The 16761-nt window shown below is 29.3% G+C and carries 18 protein-coding genes; 16 read left to right on the forward strand and 2 right to left on the reverse strand.

Going from position 1 to position 16761, the window contains the following annotated elements; all coding sequences use genetic code 11:
• Positions 1 to 45 precede the first annotated feature (45 nt).
• A complete protein-coding gene (gene yyaC, locus B3B03_RS00920) occupies positions 46 to 654 on the reverse strand; it encodes a spore protease YyaC (RefSeq protein ID WP_346876255.1) in 609 nt (202 codons plus the stop codon).
• A gap of 68 nt (positions 655 to 722) precedes the next feature.
• Positions 723 to 1877: an aminotransferase class V-fold PLP-dependent enzyme gene (locus tag B3B03_RS00925; RefSeq protein WP_346876256.1), complete on the reverse strand. Its 1155-nt coding sequence runs from the start codon at positions 1875 to 1877 to the stop codon at positions 723 to 725.
• Positions 1878 to 2144: 267 nt separating this feature from the next.
• On the opposite strand from B3B03_RS00925, the gene yedF reads away from it, so the two are divergent.
• The 16 genes from yedF (at position 2145) to B3B03_RS01005 (ending at position 16627) form a co-directional block, all read left to right on the forward strand.
• Positions 2145 to 2750 (forward strand): sulfurtransferase-like selenium metabolism protein YedF, encoded by a 606-nt coding sequence (yedF, locus tag B3B03_RS00930; RefSeq protein ID WP_414632259.1) that lies wholly within the window; start codon positions 2145 to 2147, stop codon positions 2748 to 2750.
• A gap of 25 nt (positions 2751 to 2775) precedes the next feature.
• Positions 2776 to 3030, forward strand: coding sequence for a DUF3343 domain-containing protein (locus B3B03_RS00935; RefSeq protein ID WP_035132011.1), 255 nt, complete (start codon positions 2776 to 2778; stop codon positions 3028 to 3030).
• Between the two features lie 85 nt (positions 3031 to 3115).
• Positions 3116 to 3307 (forward strand): DUF951 domain-containing protein, encoded by a 192-nt coding sequence (locus B3B03_RS00940; RefSeq protein ID WP_346849171.1) that lies wholly within the window; start codon positions 3116 to 3118, stop codon positions 3305 to 3307.
• Positions 3308 to 3409: 102 nt separating this feature from the next.
• On the forward strand, positions 3410 to 3700 hold the full coding sequence (rpsF, locus tag B3B03_RS00945; RefSeq protein ID WP_035132009.1) for a 30S ribosomal protein S6: 291 nt from the start codon (positions 3410 to 3412) through the stop codon (positions 3698 to 3700).
• Between the two features lie 9 nt (positions 3701 to 3709).
• A complete protein-coding gene (locus B3B03_RS00950) occupies positions 3710 to 4147 on the forward strand; it encodes a single-stranded DNA-binding protein (RefSeq protein ID WP_035132007.1) in 438 nt (145 codons plus the stop codon).
• A gap of 24 nt (positions 4148 to 4171) precedes the next feature.
• Positions 4172 to 4435 (forward strand): 30S ribosomal protein S18, encoded by a 264-nt coding sequence (gene rpsR, locus B3B03_RS00955; protein WP_035132005.1) that lies wholly within the window; start codon positions 4172 to 4174, stop codon positions 4433 to 4435.
• Between the two features lie 184 nt (positions 4436 to 4619).
• On the forward strand, positions 4620 to 4937 hold the full coding sequence (locus tag B3B03_RS00960) for a MazG-like family protein (RefSeq protein ID WP_035132003.1): 318 nt from the start codon (positions 4620 to 4622) through the stop codon (positions 4935 to 4937).
• Between the two features lie 12 nt (positions 4938 to 4949).
• Positions 4950 to 5945, forward strand: coding sequence for a DUF2232 domain-containing protein (locus B3B03_RS00965; RefSeq protein WP_346876257.1), 996 nt, complete (start codon positions 4950 to 4952; stop codon positions 5943 to 5945).
• Between the two features lie 3 nt (positions 5946 to 5948).
• Positions 5949 to 7943 carry a DHH family phosphoesterase gene (locus tag B3B03_RS00970; protein WP_346876258.1) on the forward strand — a complete coding sequence of 665 codons (1995 nt, stop codon included), beginning with the start codon at positions 5949 to 5951 and terminating at the stop codon, positions 7941 to 7943.
• A 2-nt stretch (positions 7944 to 7945) separates the two neighbouring features.
• Complete coding sequence (gene rplI / locus B3B03_RS00975; RefSeq protein WP_346849174.1) at positions 7946 to 8392, forward strand: 50S ribosomal protein L9; 447 nt, start codon at positions 7946 to 7948, stop codon at positions 8390 to 8392.
• Between the two features lie 118 nt (positions 8393 to 8510).
• Positions 8511 to 10343, forward strand: coding sequence for a Lon family ATP-dependent protease (lonC, locus tag B3B03_RS00980; protein ID WP_346890697.1), 1833 nt, complete (start codon positions 8511 to 8513; stop codon positions 10341 to 10343).
• A gap of 196 nt (positions 10344 to 10539) precedes the next feature.
• Positions 10540 to 11871 carry a replicative DNA helicase gene (locus tag B3B03_RS00985; RefSeq protein ID WP_346849176.1) on the forward strand — a complete coding sequence of 444 codons (1332 nt, stop codon included), beginning with the start codon at positions 10540 to 10542 and terminating at the stop codon, positions 11869 to 11871.
• Between the two features lie 125 nt (positions 11872 to 11996).
• A complete protein-coding gene (locus B3B03_RS00990; protein ID WP_346849177.1) occupies positions 11997 to 12488 on the forward strand; it encodes a TM2 domain-containing protein in 492 nt (163 codons plus the stop codon).
• 107 nt (positions 12489 to 12595) lie between these two features.
• Complete coding sequence (locus B3B03_RS00995) at positions 12596 to 13552, forward strand: 3'-5' exoribonuclease YhaM family protein (protein ID WP_035131994.1); 957 nt, start codon at positions 12596 to 12598, stop codon at positions 13550 to 13552.
• A 356-nt stretch (positions 13553 to 13908) separates the two neighbouring features.
• Positions 13909 to 15297 (forward strand): NAD(P)/FAD-dependent oxidoreductase, encoded by a 1389-nt coding sequence (locus B3B03_RS01000; protein ID WP_346849178.1) that lies wholly within the window; start codon positions 13909 to 13911, stop codon positions 15295 to 15297.
• Positions 15298 to 15340: 43 nt separating this feature from the next.
• Positions 15341 to 16627 carry an adenylosuccinate synthase gene (locus tag B3B03_RS01005; protein ID WP_346876260.1) on the forward strand — a complete coding sequence of 429 codons (1287 nt, stop codon included), beginning with the start codon at positions 15341 to 15343 and terminating at the stop codon, positions 16625 to 16627.
• Positions 16628 to 16761: the final 134 nt, after the last annotated feature.

The raw sequence follows: 16761 nt of genomic DNA on the forward strand, positions 1-16761 counted from the left end.
AATAAATGTTTCACGTGAAACATTTATTATCTCTTCTTTTAAGTTCTAGTCTGCATCTAAAACCTTAGGAATATATTTATTGTTAACCTTGGAGGAAGATTTACGTCCACCTATAGTTTTTATTATAGAATGGTATATTCCTGAGGAGATTACTTCAGCTAATTTCATTACAATATATAATCGAGTATTTTGGAGCACCATAAATTCTAACGAGCCAGATATATTAACAATTCCAACAATACTTAAATCACCAACAGAAGGTAAATTTTTATTTAGAGCAGCTCCAGGATAAAGAGGTTTAGATTCAATTATAACTTTACCTACATTTTGAAGGCCTCCAAGAGAAGCATCTATAGCTATTATATATGGATTACTATGATTCTTAAGTATTAAATCATTGGTTTCAGAAATATTTTTCGCATGCACAGGGTTTTCTAGATTTCCATAGATAAAAACCTTATCTCTAACTAAAAATTTGAGTTTATAACCTACAAGTGGACCTAAACTATCACCTGTAGATCTGTCTGTACCTATGCATAAAATAACAATATCTCTATTATCTTTAATTACTTTGGTTAGTTCTTCTGAAAGAATTTCTCTTATGTCATATATAGAATTATCAGATAAAGCATCGAAAATAACTTTTTCCACCATGAGTAACACCCTCCTATATTAGAAAGTATTACCATGTAGATAAATTTAATACATCTATTATTAATTCATTACAATTTTTTAATAGAAGAATTTATACTACACAAGATATAATCTATATCTTTATCATCATTAAAATATCCAAAACTAAAACGCAAAGTTCCATTAGGATATGTTCCAATAGTTTTATGAGCTAATGGAGCACAATGGAGACCAGTTCTAGTTATAATATTATATTGAGAGTCAAGAATAAATCCAAGTTCACTGTTATCAATTTTAGAAGAGTTTACAGATATAGTTGAAGTTCTATTTTCAGTATTTAGATGTCCATAAACTTTCATTGTAGATATATTTAATATACCATCAATGAACTTTTGTGTTAGATAATCTTCATGATCTTTAATTGTAGATAATCCTTCATTTTGGATAAAGGTTATTCCAGATAGAAGACCTGCAATACCAGGTGCATTAATAGTACCACTTTCAAATTTATCAGGTAAGAAGTTGGGTTGAATTATGTCTGATGAAACACTTCCTGTACCACCAACAATTAATGGAGAACAAATATCATTCATTTCATCATCTATGATAAAGCCACCTATACCTTGAGGACCTAATAAACTTTTATGTCCAGTAAAGGCTAAAGCATTGCAGTTTAATTTTTGAAAATTTAAATCAAGAACGCCAGCTGTTTGAGCAGTATCTATAATGAAAAATATATTACTTCCCTTGCAAATTTGTCCGATTTTTTCTAGAGGTTGAATAGTACCAATTATATTAGAGCCATGAGAAAGGGTTACAAGTTTAGTATTATGCTTGATTTTACTTTGAAAATCATCAATATCAATTTCACCTAATTTATTACATTGAATTATATCTAATTCAATTATTCCTTTAGATTTTAATTCATTTAATGTTCTAAGGGTACTGTTATGATCCATGGAAGATGTTATAACATGCCATCCAGGTTTAACTATACCTTTAATTAAAATGTTTAAGGACATAGTAATATTAGATGTAAATATTACATTTTTAGTATCAGGAAAATTAAAAAAATCACATAAGGCATTTCTACATTGGAATATAACTTTATTTCCTTTTAGAGATGAAGTAGATGCACCCCTTCCAGGATTACTGCCTATATTTCTCATATAATTTAGTATATCATTATAAACACAATCTGGTTTAGGAAAAGATGTAGCTGCATTATCTGCATAAATTTGCATAGTATTACCTCCTAGGTTGAATTTATCATATTTAGATATATAATAAGTAAAATTTATATATTATAAATTTAGATATGATATATTCTATAGATTTGATATAATTAGTATATTAATAAAGATTGTATTATAGTAAGTTGGTATAACACAATAATACAACATTATAATAAATATATACAATATCATATTATTATATTAAGTAGAACATATTAATTAATAGATATTAACTAAATATTATTATCAAATAATATTTAATAGGGGGAAAATGTTATGGAAAATATTAGAAATGAAATTGACTGTAGAGGATTAAATTGCCCAATTCCAGTAGTAAATACAAAAAAATATTTTGATGCTTTAGAAAGTGGTATAGGAGTAACTGTTGTAGATAATGAGGTTGCCAAAAATAATGTGGTTAAATTTGCTCAAGGAAATGGATTTGAATATGAAATAGAAGAAAGAGAAGGCAATATATACTATATAACAATTATAAAGGGAGAAGTTACAGTAGAAGAATTAAATCTAAAAAATTCTAAAGAAAAAGAAGAGACTTTTACTATTGTTGTAGGTTCAGATAAATTGGGAAATGGAGATGATGAACTTGGAACAGCTCTTATAAAGAGTTATTTATTTGCACTTTCGGAGGCTGAAGTTATACCAACCAATTTAGTATTCTTAAATGCAGGGGTAAAGTTAGTAGTTGAAGGAGCACTTACCCTTGATAGTTTAAAAAGATTAGTAGAGAGAGGTGTAAATGTACAAAGCTGTGGTCTTTGTTTAGATTTTTATGGATTAAAGGAAAATCTTGCAGTTGGAGAAATTAGTAATATGTATGCAATAATTGAAATGATGAATAAAGGAAAAACTATAAAGTTATAAGAAATAGTGCTAGGAGATATATGAAATGAAAGAATTTTTAATTGTAACTTTCAATAATACTCATGAAGCCATGAAAGCTGAATCAGTATGTATTAACGAAAAGCTTAAGGTTACTATGATGCCAACACCAACATATATAACAAAAAGTTGTGGAATAAGCTTAAAGGCGGATATTGGTATTGTAGATAGCTTAAAAGAGATAATAAAAGATAAAAAGATGGAGTTCAAAACTATTTATCAATTTACTGATAGTAAGTTAATAGAGTTAAATATTGACTAACATAATATGAGATGGTAAAAAATAAGTATAAAACAATATAGTTTATTGATATAAATATTTGGAAACAATGATATAGGAGAAGAATATGAAAGAATTTGAATTAAATGATATTGTAGAAACTAAAAAAACACATCCATGTGGTAGTAATAAGTGGGAAATAATTAGAATGGGTGCAGATATAAAAATTAGATGCACCGGATGTGATAGAATTGTTATGATTCCTAGAAGTAAATTTGAAAAGAGTGTAAAGAAAATTCTTAAGAATGAGGGAAAATAAGATAACAATATTGACTTAATAGTTTTACTATGATATAATTTGATGATGTAATCCCTGCTGTGAAAATCACAGCCGTTAGTCCGGGGGGAGGAGGTGAAACTAATGAGAGCATATGAAACTATATTCATATTACACCCATCATTAGACGAGGAGGCTGTTAAAGCTAACGTTGAAAAATTTAAAGGTGTAATAGAGAACAATGGTGGAGAAGTTGAAAGCGTTGACGTTTGGGGTAGAAGAAAGCTAGCTTATGAAATCGCTAAAGTTAACGAGGGTGTATACACATTAATCAACTTCAAAGCTGACGCTGAATTACCTAAAGAATTAGACAGAGTATTCAGAATTACAGATGGTGTTATAAGACATATTATAATCAATCCAGAAAGCAAGTAGGTGGTATTAATGAATAAGGTTGTTTTAATCGGAAGATTAACCAAAGACCCAGAGTTAAAATTTACTCCAGGTACAGGTACAGCTGTAGCCACATTTACAATTGCAGTTAATAGAAGATTTAAGAAGGAAGGTCAACCGGATGCTGATTTTATACCTGTAGTAGTATGGGGTAAACAGGCTGAAAGTACTGCTAATTACATGAGTAAAGGTAAACTTTTAAGTGTAGCTGGTAGAATTGAAACTCGTTCTTATGAAGCTAAAGACGGTGGAAGAAGATATGTTACTGAAGTAGTAGCTGATGAAGTAAGTTTCCTTGAATGGGGTGGCAATAAAACATCAGGAATGAATACTGGAGCTGTTTCTCACAATGATTCATCAATACCAACAGATTACTTTGGTGGAGGAGATATGACTCCGATTGATGATGGTGAGGATATGCCATTTTAATAATTAGGTAAGGAGGTAAGAGCAATGGCTTATGATAGAAACGATAAGAATGATAGAAGAAAAGGCGGAAATAGAAAAAGAGCTAAGAGAAAAGTATGTGCTTTTTGTATGGATAAAGCAACTTCTATAGATTATAAAGATATCAATAAATTAAGAAAGTATGTTACAGAAAAGGGTAAAATATTACCAAGAAGAATTTCTGGAAACTGTGCTAAACACCAAAGAATGCTAACTGTAGCTATTAAGAGAGCTAGAAACATAGCATTATTACCATTCACAACTGAATAGTAATAATTTATTTGGTAAAACAAACATATAATTAATAAAAACTAGTGAATCGCTGTTATTCACTAGTTTTTTATTTTAATCTCAGAATAACTGTGAAATAAAGGTAAATATACCTATAATCATGTTGCATAAATATTAAAAAAAATTTACAATAGACTTATAGCCTAAAGAAAGGATGATTCTTATGAGACGAGAAGAGTTTAATATTATGTCCAATATAAAGATAATAGAAGGACTAAAGGCAGAATTAGTTTGTATTGTAGGTGATTTTTTTAAATTATTAAGTAAAGGGAGTAATATAGCACAAGATGCAATTTTAGATTGTATATCAGGAGCAATAATAATATTATATATTTTAGCAGAAAAATTAGGATATTCTCATTTAGCAATTGATGAAACTATGAAGAAAAAATTAAAGGTTGGTATAGTAGAAGGTGATCCTCTTGAGAAAAATGGAAAAGAGCTTAGTAAGCTTTATGACCATATAAGAGAAAGGAATTAGAAGGAGGATGTTATGGAACAAAAGATTAATACAAAAAATTTAATAGAAACTGCGTTGATGACAGGTATTATAACTATAATAAGCATTAGTGCATCATACATTTTATTGTTTTATATAATAGGTTTAATATTGTTGCCAATTTTAGTAGCTCTTATTTATTATAGGAATGGAATGAAGTATTCAATAGGAACTGCATTAATAAGCACAATATTAGTAGCTATATTTCTCAATCCTATTTTGGCTATAACTTCAGGTATGTCTTATGGGATAATAGGTGCGGTCTTAGGTCACTGCTTAAAAAATCAAAAGAAAACATATAATATGTTAATAACCTTGATTATAGCATGTATAATATCAATGCTGGTTGAAGTATGGTTAACTAGTAGGCTTGTTAGTAATATAAGTGTAATTCAATTTATTAATGATAAATTGAACACATATATACATGAATTTAAGACATATATAACTCAAACTAAAGAAATTTATAGTAACATGGGTATGAATGCTACTCAACTACAAATGTTTGAACAGATAGAATCTATCTTTACAGTTGATCTCTTAGCTATGTTGATACCAACTGTATTATTTATAGCTTCCTTTATACAAGCATATTCAACCATATTATTTACACATTTGATATTTAGAAAACTTAAATATAAAGAAGTAAAATACTTAAGGTTTTCAGAGTTTTATGTATCTAATCTAGTTGGAGCTGCATTAATTGCTGTTATTAGCATATGTGCAATAGTAGGAAGTCGGGGAATTACAGGGGGGTTATTTTTATATAATGCTATTTTGATGTTAACAATTATGATATTAGCTGTGAACGGAGCAGCTGTAACTGATTATTATTTTAGAAAGAAACTAGGAATGCCTAAGGCAATGAGAATACTTTTAGTAATTCTATTGTTTATAATAGGATCATCTAAGATTTTAGGAATAGTAGGTTTTGTAGAAATGATGTTAGATTTTAGAAAGCTGGATCCATATAGAATCAGAAAGGCGTAATATATGAGTAAAGAGAATTTTAAAGAAATGCTATTTAATTTTATAAAAAGTAAAATAGTTATAACTATTTTAGTTATATTATTAGTAGTGTTTTTTATAAAGGATATGTTAATTATTTCAAATATACTACTTCTAATATATGCAGCCGCTCTTTTGTATATTATATTTGATAATAGCAAGAAAGATAATTTTTCTAACAAAATTGAAAATATAATACACAAAGTTGATACTGTTAAGTCTACGGCATTTTCTAAGGTGCATTTTCCAACTATGTTTTTATTAGAAAATGGAGAGGTAATATGGTATAACGAAAGTTTAGCTTTAAGATTAGAAAATAATGATATAGTAGGTAAAAATATAAAAGAAATAATTAAAGATTTCAATATAAAATTAGCATTAGAAGGAAAAAGATCAGAGTATAAAAATGTTGTTTTTAAGGATAGAATTTATGATATTTATATAAGTATTATTCAAGATTATGAAATTAATGAAGATAATAATCTTATAGTAATTTCTTTTGATGATATTACATATAATGTTAATTTGATAAATCAAATTAATAATGCTAAAGAAAGTGTAATGCTCATAGAGGTAGATAATCTTGATGAGGTTATTAAGACTACAGAAGAAGATTTAAGACCACAGCTTATAGCAGACATAGATAGAACTATAAATAACTATGCTAATAGCCTAAAAGCGTTAATAAGAAAATATTCATCAAATAAATATGTATTAACAACTAAAGATGCTAATATAGAAACTGAGATGAATAAAAAATTTGATATACTAGATACAATTAGAGAAGTAAGCAGTGGAAATAAACTTACAGTTACTCTAAGCATTGGAGTGGGTAGAGGTGGAGAAAATCCAGCTCAAAATCATGAATTTGCCACTATAGCAAAGGATTTGGCTCTTGGAAGAGGTGGAGATCAATGTGTAGTCAAGAGCTTTGAAAAAGTATCTTTTTATGGTGGAAAAACTAAAGAAGTCGAAAAAAGGACTAAGGTTAGAGCTAGGGTAATTGGTCATGCACTTTTAGAACTGATAAATGAAAGTAGCAATGTAATTATAATGGGACATCACAATCCAGATATGGATTGCTTGGGAGCAGCAATAGGAATGTATAGTACCATACGTTCTTTAAATAAGGAATGTTATATAGTTATGGATGATCCTCATGATGCTGTGCAGTATATGTTGGACAGATTAGATGATGATGATAACTATAAAGATACATTTATAAATATAAATGCAGTTAAAAATATTAAAAATGATAAAAGTTTATTAATATTAGTTGATGTTCATAATGAAAGTTACGTACTTTCTATGGAGGTAGTAGATTACTTCAGTAGAATAGTGATTATAGATCATCACAGGAAAACAAAAGACTTTATACAAGGTACAATGTTAAGTTATGTGGAAACCTATGCATCATCAACATCAGAATTAATAACAGAATTAATTCAGTATATGGTTGAAAAACCAAAATTGAGAGAAGTAGAAGCGGTAGCTCTATTAGCAGGTATTTGTCTAGATACTAAAAATTTCTGTTTTAAAACTGGAGTTAGAACCTTTGAAGCAGCAGCATTTTTACGAAGGCTAGGTGCTGATACTGTAGATGTAAAAAGAATTTTTAGTGAAGCTTTAGATATTTACATAACAAGAGCAGATATAATAAAAACTGCAAAGGTTAAAAGTGGAATAGCTGTAGCGAAATGTCCACCAGAAATATCAAATTCTGTATTACCAGCACAAGCAGCGGATGAATTGCTAAATATTACAGGTATTCAAGCATCCTTTGTTATTGCTAAAATAGAGGAGGGCACTTATATAAGTGGAAGATCCTTAGGTGAAATAAATGTTCAGGTAATATTGGAATATTTAGGTGGTGGAGGACATTTAACAATGGCAGCTGCTAGAATTAAAGATTCTAATCAAGATGAGGCAGAAGAATTATTAAATGATGCTATAGAAAAATACTTAAGGAAGGGTGAATAATAATGAAAGTTATTTTATTACAAGATGTAAAATCAGTTGGAAAAAAAGGAGAGGTTGTTAATGCCTCCGATGGGTATGCAAGAAATTTCTTGTTTCCTAAGAAATTAGCACAAGAGGCAAATGATGTTAACATGCATATTTTAAATAAGAAAAATGAAGCTGATAGAAAGAAGAAATTAGCTGAAATAGAGGAAGCTCAAAAAGTTGCAAATGAACTTAAGGATAAAGAAGTAATTATCTATGCTAAGTCAGGAGACAATGGTAGATTATTTGGAGCTATAACCACAAAAGATATTTCTCAGGAAATGGAAAAACAATTAAATATAACAATAGATAAGAAAAAAATAATAGTTAATACTATTAAAACTATGGGATTATATGATGTAGAAGTAAAGTTATATCCTGAGATATCAACTAAAATAAAGGTTATTATAAAAGAACAACAATAGATTTTAAAAACCGAGGGGAGGAAAGCATAGAAGGTATAAAAGTCCTTCTATGCTAATAATTTTGAATATAAATTCAGTTGATAAAATAAATAATTTTAGCTTAGAAGAAGAATTAACTATGGAAGTAGAAATAGAAGTTTTAGAAGAAGTTATGTACAAGCTTTTAGATGAAGGCACTATTAGAGGTAGAGCAGTAAAGTTTAAGGTTCAAAAGCATTTAAATAGTAAAGATATGTATAGAAAACTTTATGCTATAAATAAAATAGTTACTAATGGAAAAGGAATTAGTGTTCCACCAAGTGATAATAATATAGAAGAAATTTTAAAAGAAACTAGCCTAGAAATAAGTGAACTTCTAGCTAAAAGATATGTACAAAATAAATTAGATGCAGAAGTGGAAAAGCAAATTATAGAAAAACAGGACAAGTATATAGATGAGGTAAGACTAGGAATCATAAAGAAACAAAGAGGACCAGAGAATAGTAAGACATTAAAGAAATATGCAGAGTTTGAATGTTTAGATTCAAAGCATTTAACTCAAAACATTATGAGTATGCTTAGACCTGATAGTTTTTCAGAAATAATTGGGCAAGAGAGAGCTATTAAATCTTTAATATCTAAGATGGCATCTCCATATCCACAACATATAATTTTATACGGACCACCAGGAGTGGGTAAGACTACAGCAGCTAGGATTGCGCTTGAAGAAGTTAAGAAATTAAAGCATACGCCATATGATAAGGATGCAAAGTTTGTAGAAGTAGATGGAACCACATTAAGATGGGATCCAAGAGAGATATCAAATCCTTTATTAGGTTCAGTACATGATCCTATATATCAAGGTTCAAAGAGAGATTTAGCTGAAAGTGGTACTCCAGAACCAAAGACTGGACTAGTTACAGAAGCACATGGAGGAGTTTTATTTATAGACGAAATAGGTGAATTAGATTATACTCTTCAAAATAAATTATTAAAAGTTTTAGAAGATAAAAGAGTTGAGTTTTCATCATCATATTATGATCCAGATGATGAAAGTACACCTAAATATATTAAGTATTTATTTGACAATGGTGCTCCAGCTGATTTCGTTCTAATAGGCGCTACTACTAGAGAGCCAAGTGAGATTAATCCAGCATTAAGATCAAGGTGTACTGAAGTTTATTTTGAACCACTATCTTCTGTAGATATAGAAAAAGTTGTATTAAATGCAGCTAAAAAGTTAAATATTAAATTAGAGGATGGTTTAGCAAAAGAGATAAGCAGATATACTATAGAAGGTAGAAAAGCTGTAAATATACTTGCAGATGTATATGGATATGTATTATTAAATAATGAAGAGAGAAATGATGTGGTTATAACTATTTCTGATTTTAATGAAGTAGCATCTAATAATAGATTAAGACCATATGAAGATATTAGTGATTTAGATTCTAAGGAAGTTGGGCAGATTTTTGGTCTTGGGGTATCTGGATTCTTGGGATCAACTATAGAAATAGAATGTTCAAGTTTTGAGGCTAGGGAAAAAGGTAAGGGAACTATTAGATTTAATGATACTGCTGGATCTATGGCAAAAGATTCTGTTTTTAATGCAGCCTCTGTTATAAGAAAGATTACTGATAAGGAAATCAGAGATTATGATGTTCATGTAAATGTTATTGGTGGTGGAAAAATTGATGGACCATCAGCAGGTGCAGCTATAACAACATGTATTATAAGTGCCATTTTAGAAAAACCAATAAGACAGGATATTGCAATTACTGGTGAAATATCAATAAGAGGTAAGATAAAACCAGTAGGAGGAGTGTTTGAAAAAATATATGGAGCAAAAAGAAAAGGTATAAGGCAGGTAATAATACCAAAAGATAACTTGAAGGATGTTCCAGCTAATATTAAAAATATAGAAGTTACAGCTGTATCAACAATAGAAGAACTAATAGAATTAGTATTTTAGATATTTTGATTATTAAAACCCTGTAATATGATTATACAGGGTTTTAATTTAATTTTATAAATAAATGTTTGGATTTTTTTATAACTACATTATAATTAAAGAGAAGGATTTTATAATAAATAATGTTTTCTGCATTATTTATTCCTTGAGAGTACATATAGGAGTTTTCTTTTAATATATCGCAGGAGGTAATAATATGAGTGACTCACTTAGAACTATGCCACAAAATATAGAAGCTGAGCAGTCAGTAGTAGGGTCTATGTTAATAGATAAGAATGCTATTGCACAAGCTGCAGAGGTTCTTTCAGCTGAAGATTTCTATAAAGATGCTCATAAGACTATTTTTAAGGCTATTAGAGATTTATATAATAAAGATATACCTGTAGATATGATAACCTTGGTAGACTATCTAAAATCTAATGATATGCTTGAGCAAGCTGGAGGGGTAACATATATTATGGAGATAAGCACCTCAGTACCTTCTACAGCTAATTTATCTTCTTATATAAAAATTGTTGAAGATAAATCGACCCTTAGAAGGCTAATTAGAAGCTCAACGGAAATAATTGAAAATAGCTATAATAAACAAGATGATGTAGAATCAGTAATAGACTTGGCAGAAAAAAATATATTTAATATATCTGAAAAACGAAGTACTAGTGATTTTGAACCTATGAGTACTGTATTGGAAAGAGGATTTTTAGAGATAGAAAAGATTTTTAATAATAAAGGTCAAGTAAATGGAGTAGCTAGTGGATTTAAAGATTTAGATGCAAAAACTTCAGGGTTTCAGAGCGGAGATATGGTTCTAATAGCAGCTAGACCATCTATGGGAAAAACTACATTTTGTCTTAATATAGCCCAAAATGCAGCTATTAGAGATGGTAGGAAAGTTGCAATATTCTCATTAGAAATGAGTAAGGAGCAATTAGCATATAAGCTCCTTTGTGCAGAGGCTAATGTAGATATGGTTAAGCTTAGAAATGGAGATTTAGACGATAGAGATTGGGAGAATATAGCAAGGGCTTCAGGACCACTTGCATCTGCGGGAATATATATAGATGATACTGCAGGTATTTCTGTCATGGAGATGAGGTCTAAATGTAGAAGACTTAAAATAGAGCATGGAATAGATTTAATTATCATAGACTATCTTCAATTAATGTCAGGAAGCAATTCTGATAATAGACAACAGGAAGTATCAGAAATATCAAGAAGTATAAAAGCTTTAGCTAAAGAAATGAAATGTCCAGTAATTGCATTATCTCAATTATCCCGTGCACCAGAACAAAGGGCAGACCATCGTCCGATGTTATCAGATTTAAGAGAATCAGGTTCTATTGAGCAGGATGCAGATATAGTTATGTTCTTATATAGAGAATTTTATTATAGCAAAGAAAAAGAAGATGAGAACATAGCGGAATGTATATTAGCTAAACATAGAAATGGTGAAGTTGGAACCGTAAATTTAGCATGGATAGGTAAATATAGTAAATTTGGAAACTTAGACTTAGTTCATACAGAGTAATTTAAATAGATTTCGTAGAAGTTAGTAATAAAGTATAATTATATATGATTTATATTTATTGCATATACTAAAGCCTTATTACATAAAGATATATTAGCTATACTTTATGTGAGGTGAGATTACTCATGGTAAATGAGATGAAGAACAATAAATTAATAGATGATAAGTTTAACAATGGAAAAGAGACATATTTTCACAAGCATTCGGAATTAGATGATATTACTATAACAGAGGAACATGAAGATGACATTGTGAGTCTGTATAATAATGGAATTGTGAAAGATATAAGAGATACTAGTAACACCAATGAAGAAGTAAAAATAATTAAGACTAAAGAGTTTTATGGTGACAAAGATAAAGGGTCTATATTAGAATCTAAGGAGAAAGATTGTAGTGAAAAAAGTTGGGGAGCAACATTAGTGTTTTGTATACTTTTAGGTTTTATAGGCTTCCATAGATTTTATGTTGGAAAAGCAGGAACTGCAATATTAATGTTACTTACACTAGGTGGTTTTGGCATATGGATTATAGTAGATTTAGTATCTATAATAATAAATAGTTTTACAGATGAATATGGTAGAATTGTTAAAAGAAAAAAGTCCATAGATCAAAATTAAAAAGATGTGGTAAAACATATCTTTTTTAAGTATTATTGAATAATTTTAATAGATTTGATAATATTCATCTTATATAGTACACGAAGTAAAGATTAAGGAGAACAGTTATGGAAAATAAGAAAATTGGTGAGTTTAATAAAGGGGATAGAATTGAAAGTTTTTTCTTAGTAAAAAATGCAGAATGTAAAATAACTAACAATAGTACTACGAATAAATATTTAGATCTTATGTTAATAGATTCAACTGGAGAAATAAATGCAAAGCTATGGGAATGTAATGAAAATATTGAAGCTTCAATAAAGGATAATATACTTGTAAAAGTAAGAGCTGTAGTTAATGAATATAGAGGGAAATTACAGTTAAAGATAGAGAAAATTAGACCAGCTACAGAAGAAGATAATGTTAATATAGATGAATTTATACTAGTTGCTCCTTATAAGTCTGAAGATATGTTTGAAACTCTATTAGATTATATAGAGAAAATAGAAAATAAAGATATAAAACATATTACAGAAAATATTATCGGTAAATTAAGTTACAAGTTAATGCATTATCCAGCTGCTAAATCCAATCATCACGCAATTAAAGGTGGTCTTTTATATCATATAACCACTATGTTAAATGCGGCAGAAAAATTATTAGGTATATATGATTATCTAAATAAAGATTTATTGTATTCAGGTATAATTCTTCATGATATAGCTAAAATAATGGAGATGGAATCTAGTGAGCTAGGAATAGTATCTAAATATAGTACGGAAGGCCAGTTACTTGGACACATAATACAAGGAATTGGTTTAATTGAAGATGCTGCAATGGAAGTCAAAGCAGATAAAGAAATAGTTATGTTATTACAACATATGATATTAACACATCACTATGAGCCGGAGTATGGAAGTCCTAAGAAACCTATGATACCAGAAGCAGAAATGTTACATCATTTAGATGTATTAGATGCTAGAATGTATGATATGCGTAAAGCTACTAAGGATTTAAATCCAGGTGAATTCTCTGAAAAAATATATAGTTTAGATGGAATAAGTATATACAAATCATTCATATAAATACGAATAATATAAATATAAAAAGTGTAATATATTCTTATAGGATATGTTACACTTTTTATGGTTTAAGATAATATTATAATAAATTTAATTATAATAAAAAGCTAATTATATATATTATATTAACAAAATATATTGTATAAAGCCATTTGTATAATATATTTTAGGAGATTTAAAGTTTATTATCAAGAAATAATAAAAGCACTCTATGTTAGAATAGAGTAAATAAATATTGGGAAAAATAAATTTCTAAAGAAATATATTTACGAAGAATTTTAAATGTACTATATAAAATATTCGTATTTTTTATTGAAAATACTACATCTCTTTGTTAATATATTTATGGGGTGATTAACATGTATAAAAATTATGATATTATAATTGTTGGTGCAGGAGCTAGTGGTGTTTTCGCAGCCTATGAATTAACAGCTTTAGGCTCAAAGGCTAAAGTACTAATGATAGAAAAGGGAAATAGCCTAGAAAAAAGAAAATGTCCCATAGATGGGAAAAAAATAAAAGCTTGCATTCATTGTAAGTCTTGTGACATTATGAATGGTTATGGTGGTGCTGGAAGTCTTTCAGATGGTAAGTATAATATAACTAATAACTTTGGTGGAGATTTATATAAATATGTGGGTAGGCAAGAAGCTTTAGATCTAATGTATTATGTAGATAAGGTTTTATGTGATCATGGTGGAAGTGATGCGAAGTTATATTCAACTGCGGATAGTACACTAAAGACTGAGGCACTAAAACATGATTTACATCTTTTAGATGCTAAAGTTAGACATCTTGGTACAGATAGAAATGTAAAAATACTAGGTAATTTATATAATAAGATAAAAGATAATATAGAGATGAAGTTTAATACTGAAGTTGTAGATATAGAAAAGCACGGTAAAGAATTTATAGTAAAAACTGAGGATGAGGAATTTAGATGCAAAGATATAATAGTTGCCACAGGAAGATCGGGATCTAAATGGATATCTAAGGTTTGTACTAAGCTAGGTATAGAAAGTAAAAGTAATAGAGTAGATATAGGTGTTAGAGTTGAACTACCTGCAGCTATTTTTGAACACATAACAGATAAAGTATATGAAAGTAAAGTTGTATATAGAACTAAGAAGTATGGAGATTTAGTCAGAACATTTTGTATGAACCCACATGGTGAGGTAGTTAGTGAAAATACAAATGGAATAGTAACAGTAAATGGACATAGCTATTCAAATCCAGAACTTCATACAGAAAACACAAACTTTGCATTATTAGTTACTAATAATTTTACAGAGCCATTTAAAAATAGTAATGAATATGGAGAATCTATAGCAAGACTTAGCAATATGCTAGGTGGCGGAGTATTAGTTCAAAGATTTGGAGATTTAGTACAGGGGAGAAGAACTAATGATCATAGAATGAGTAAAAGTTTTACTATTTCAACTTTAAAAGCTACACCGGGAGATTTAAGCTTAGTTATACCAAAGCGTCAATTAGATGCTATAATAGAAATGATATATGCTCTAGATAATATAGCACCAGGAACAGCTAATGAAGATACATTGTTATATGGTGTAGAAGTTAAGTTTTATAATTCTAATATAGAAGTGGATAATAACTTAGAGACAAAAGTAAAAAGCCTTTATGTATTAGGAGATGGATCTGGAGTTACACATTCACTATCACAAGCATCTGCTAGTGGAGTTTATGTTGCTAGAATATTAGAGGAGAAATATAGTAAGCTAGTTTAATTTATAATAAGTTTTACTAATGAGTAAAAAGGAGATGTAGAATATGTCATCATTTGTGGTATTAGGAGCTCAATGGGGAGACGAAGGAAAGGGTAAAATGACTGATTATCTTGCAGAAAGTGCAGATGTAGTTGTTAGATTCCAAGGAGGAAATAATGCAGGTCATACTGTAGTAGTGGGAGAAAAAGAGTATAAGTTACATTTGATTCCATCAGGAATACTTTATAAAGACAAACTTAATGTAATAGGCAATGGAGTGGTTGTAGACCCCGAGGCTCTATTTACAGAAATGGATTATTTAAAGGGATTAGGAGAAAATATAACACCAGAGAGATTAATAATAAGTGACAGAGCTCAAGTTATAATGCCTTATCATAAAGTATTAGATGCTCTTAAGGAAGAAGCTAGAGGAAAAAACGATATAGGTACTACTAAAAAAGGAATAGGACCTTGTTATACTGACAAAGTTGAGAGATGTGGAATAAGGGTTTGTGATCTTATTAAACCAGAAGTATTAAAAGAAAAATTACAAGAATATCTTCCAGCTAAAAATGATTTAATAGTTAAAATTTATGGTGGAGAAGCCCTAAGCTTTGATGAGGTTTTCGAGGCCTATTTAGAATATGGTAAGAGAATGAAGCCGTTTGTAGATGATGCATCAGTTAGAGTTTTTGATAGCATAAAAGCAAATAAAAATGTGTTATTTGAAGGAGCTCAAGGAACACTTCTGGATATAGATTTTGGTTCATATCCATATGTAACATCTTCTAATACCGTAGCAGGTGGTATATGTACAGGTGCTGGTATAGGACCAACTATGATAGATAGTGCTGTAGGAATTGTAAAAGGATATACAACTAGAGTTGGAAAAGGACCTTTTCCAACAGAACAAGAAAATGAAGTTGGAGATTGGATAAGGGAAAAAGGATTTGAGTACGGAGTTACTACAGGAAGAAGTAGAAGATGTGGTTGGCTTGATCTTGTTATATTAAAAAGTGCTGCTAGAGTTTCTGGATTAACTAGTTTTGGAGTAACTAAGATTGACACACTAGCAGGGCTTGATAAAATACAAGTTTGTGTAGGATATAAGTTAGATGGAAAAGGAATAGACTACTTCCCAGCTAGCCTTGAAGATTTAGCAAAATGTGAACCTGTGTATGAAGAGTTTGATGGATGGGATGAAAGTATAAAAGATGCTAGAAAATATGAAGACCTTCCAGAGAATGCAAAGATATACTTAAGAAAAATAGAAGAATTCACTGGTGTTAGGATATCTATAATATCAGTAGGTCCAAAGAGAGATCAAACCATGAGAATCGCAGATCTTTAAAAGTACGTCATTGCATTAAAGATTACAAAAAATTAGTTCAAAGTTTAAAACTGATAAGAAATAAATTTATTTCCTATCAGTTTTATTTTTTTATATTAATTCAAGTAATATTTAAAATCACACAAATTACCTTG

The organism is Clostridium sp. UBA5712 (assembly GCF_002419845.1).
Lineage (GTDB): Bacteria > Bacillota > Clostridia > Clostridiales > Clostridiaceae > Clostridium_J > Clostridium_J sulfidigenes.

Excerpts from the sequence above, each read along its gene's own strand:
- yyaC (WP_346876255.1), bottom strand. The coding sequence starts at position 654 with ATGGTGGAAAAAGTTATTTTCGATGCTTTATCTGATAATTCTATATAT.
- B3B03_RS01000 (WP_346849178.1), top strand. The coding sequence starts at position 13,909 with ATGTATAAAAATTATGATATTATAATTGTTGGTGCAGGAGCTAGTGGT.
- B3B03_RS00995 (WP_035131994.1), top strand. The coding sequence starts at position 12,596 with ATGGAAAATAAGAAAATTGGTGAGTTTAATAAAGGGGATAGAATTGAA.
- B3B03_RS00985 (WP_346849176.1), top strand. The coding sequence starts at position 10,540 with ATGAGTGACTCACTTAGAACTATGCCACAAAATATAGAAGCTGAGCAG.
- B3B03_RS00940 (WP_346849171.1), top strand. The coding sequence starts at position 3,116 with ATGAAAGAATTTGAATTAAATGATATTGTAGAAACTAAAAAAACACAT.
- B3B03_RS00960 (WP_035132003.1), top strand. The coding sequence starts at position 4,620 with ATGAGACGAGAAGAGTTTAATATTATGTCCAATATAAAGATAATAGAA.
- B3B03_RS00925 (WP_346876256.1), bottom strand. The coding sequence starts at position 1,877 with ATGCAAATTTATGCAGATAATGCAGCTACATCTTTTCCTAAACCAGAT.
- rpsR (WP_035132005.1), top strand. The coding sequence starts at position 4,172 with ATGGCTTATGATAGAAACGATAAGAATGATAGAAGAAAAGGCGGAAAT.
- B3B03_RS00935 (WP_035132011.1), top strand. The coding sequence starts at position 2,776 with ATGAAAGAATTTTTAATTGTAACTTTCAATAATACTCATGAAGCCATG.
- lonC (WP_346890697.1), top strand. The coding sequence starts at position 8,511 with ATGGAAGTAGAAATAGAAGTTTTAGAAGAAGTTATGTACAAGCTTTTA.
- rplI (WP_346849174.1), top strand. The coding sequence starts at position 7,946 with ATGAAAGTTATTTTATTACAAGATGTAAAATCAGTTGGAAAAAAAGGA.
- B3B03_RS00950 (WP_035132007.1), top strand. The coding sequence starts at position 3,710 with ATGAATAAGGTTGTTTTAATCGGAAGATTAACCAAAGACCCAGAGTTA.
- B3B03_RS00990 (WP_346849177.1), top strand. The coding sequence starts at position 11,997 with ATGGTAAATGAGATGAAGAACAATAAATTAATAGATGATAAGTTTAAC.
- B3B03_RS00970 (WP_346876258.1), top strand. The coding sequence starts at position 5,949 with ATGAGTAAAGAGAATTTTAAAGAAATGCTATTTAATTTTATAAAAAGT.
- rpsF (WP_035132009.1), top strand. The coding sequence starts at position 3,410 with ATGAGAGCATATGAAACTATATTCATATTACACCCATCATTAGACGAG.
- B3B03_RS01005 (WP_346876260.1), top strand. The coding sequence starts at position 15,341 with ATGTCATCATTTGTGGTATTAGGAGCTCAATGGGGAGACGAAGGAAAG.
- yedF (WP_414632259.1), top strand. The coding sequence starts at position 2,145 with ATGGAAAATATTAGAAATGAAATTGACTGTAGAGGATTAAATTGCCCA.
- B3B03_RS00965 (WP_346876257.1), top strand. The coding sequence starts at position 4,950 with ATGGAACAAAAGATTAATACAAAAAATTTAATAGAAACTGCGTTGATG.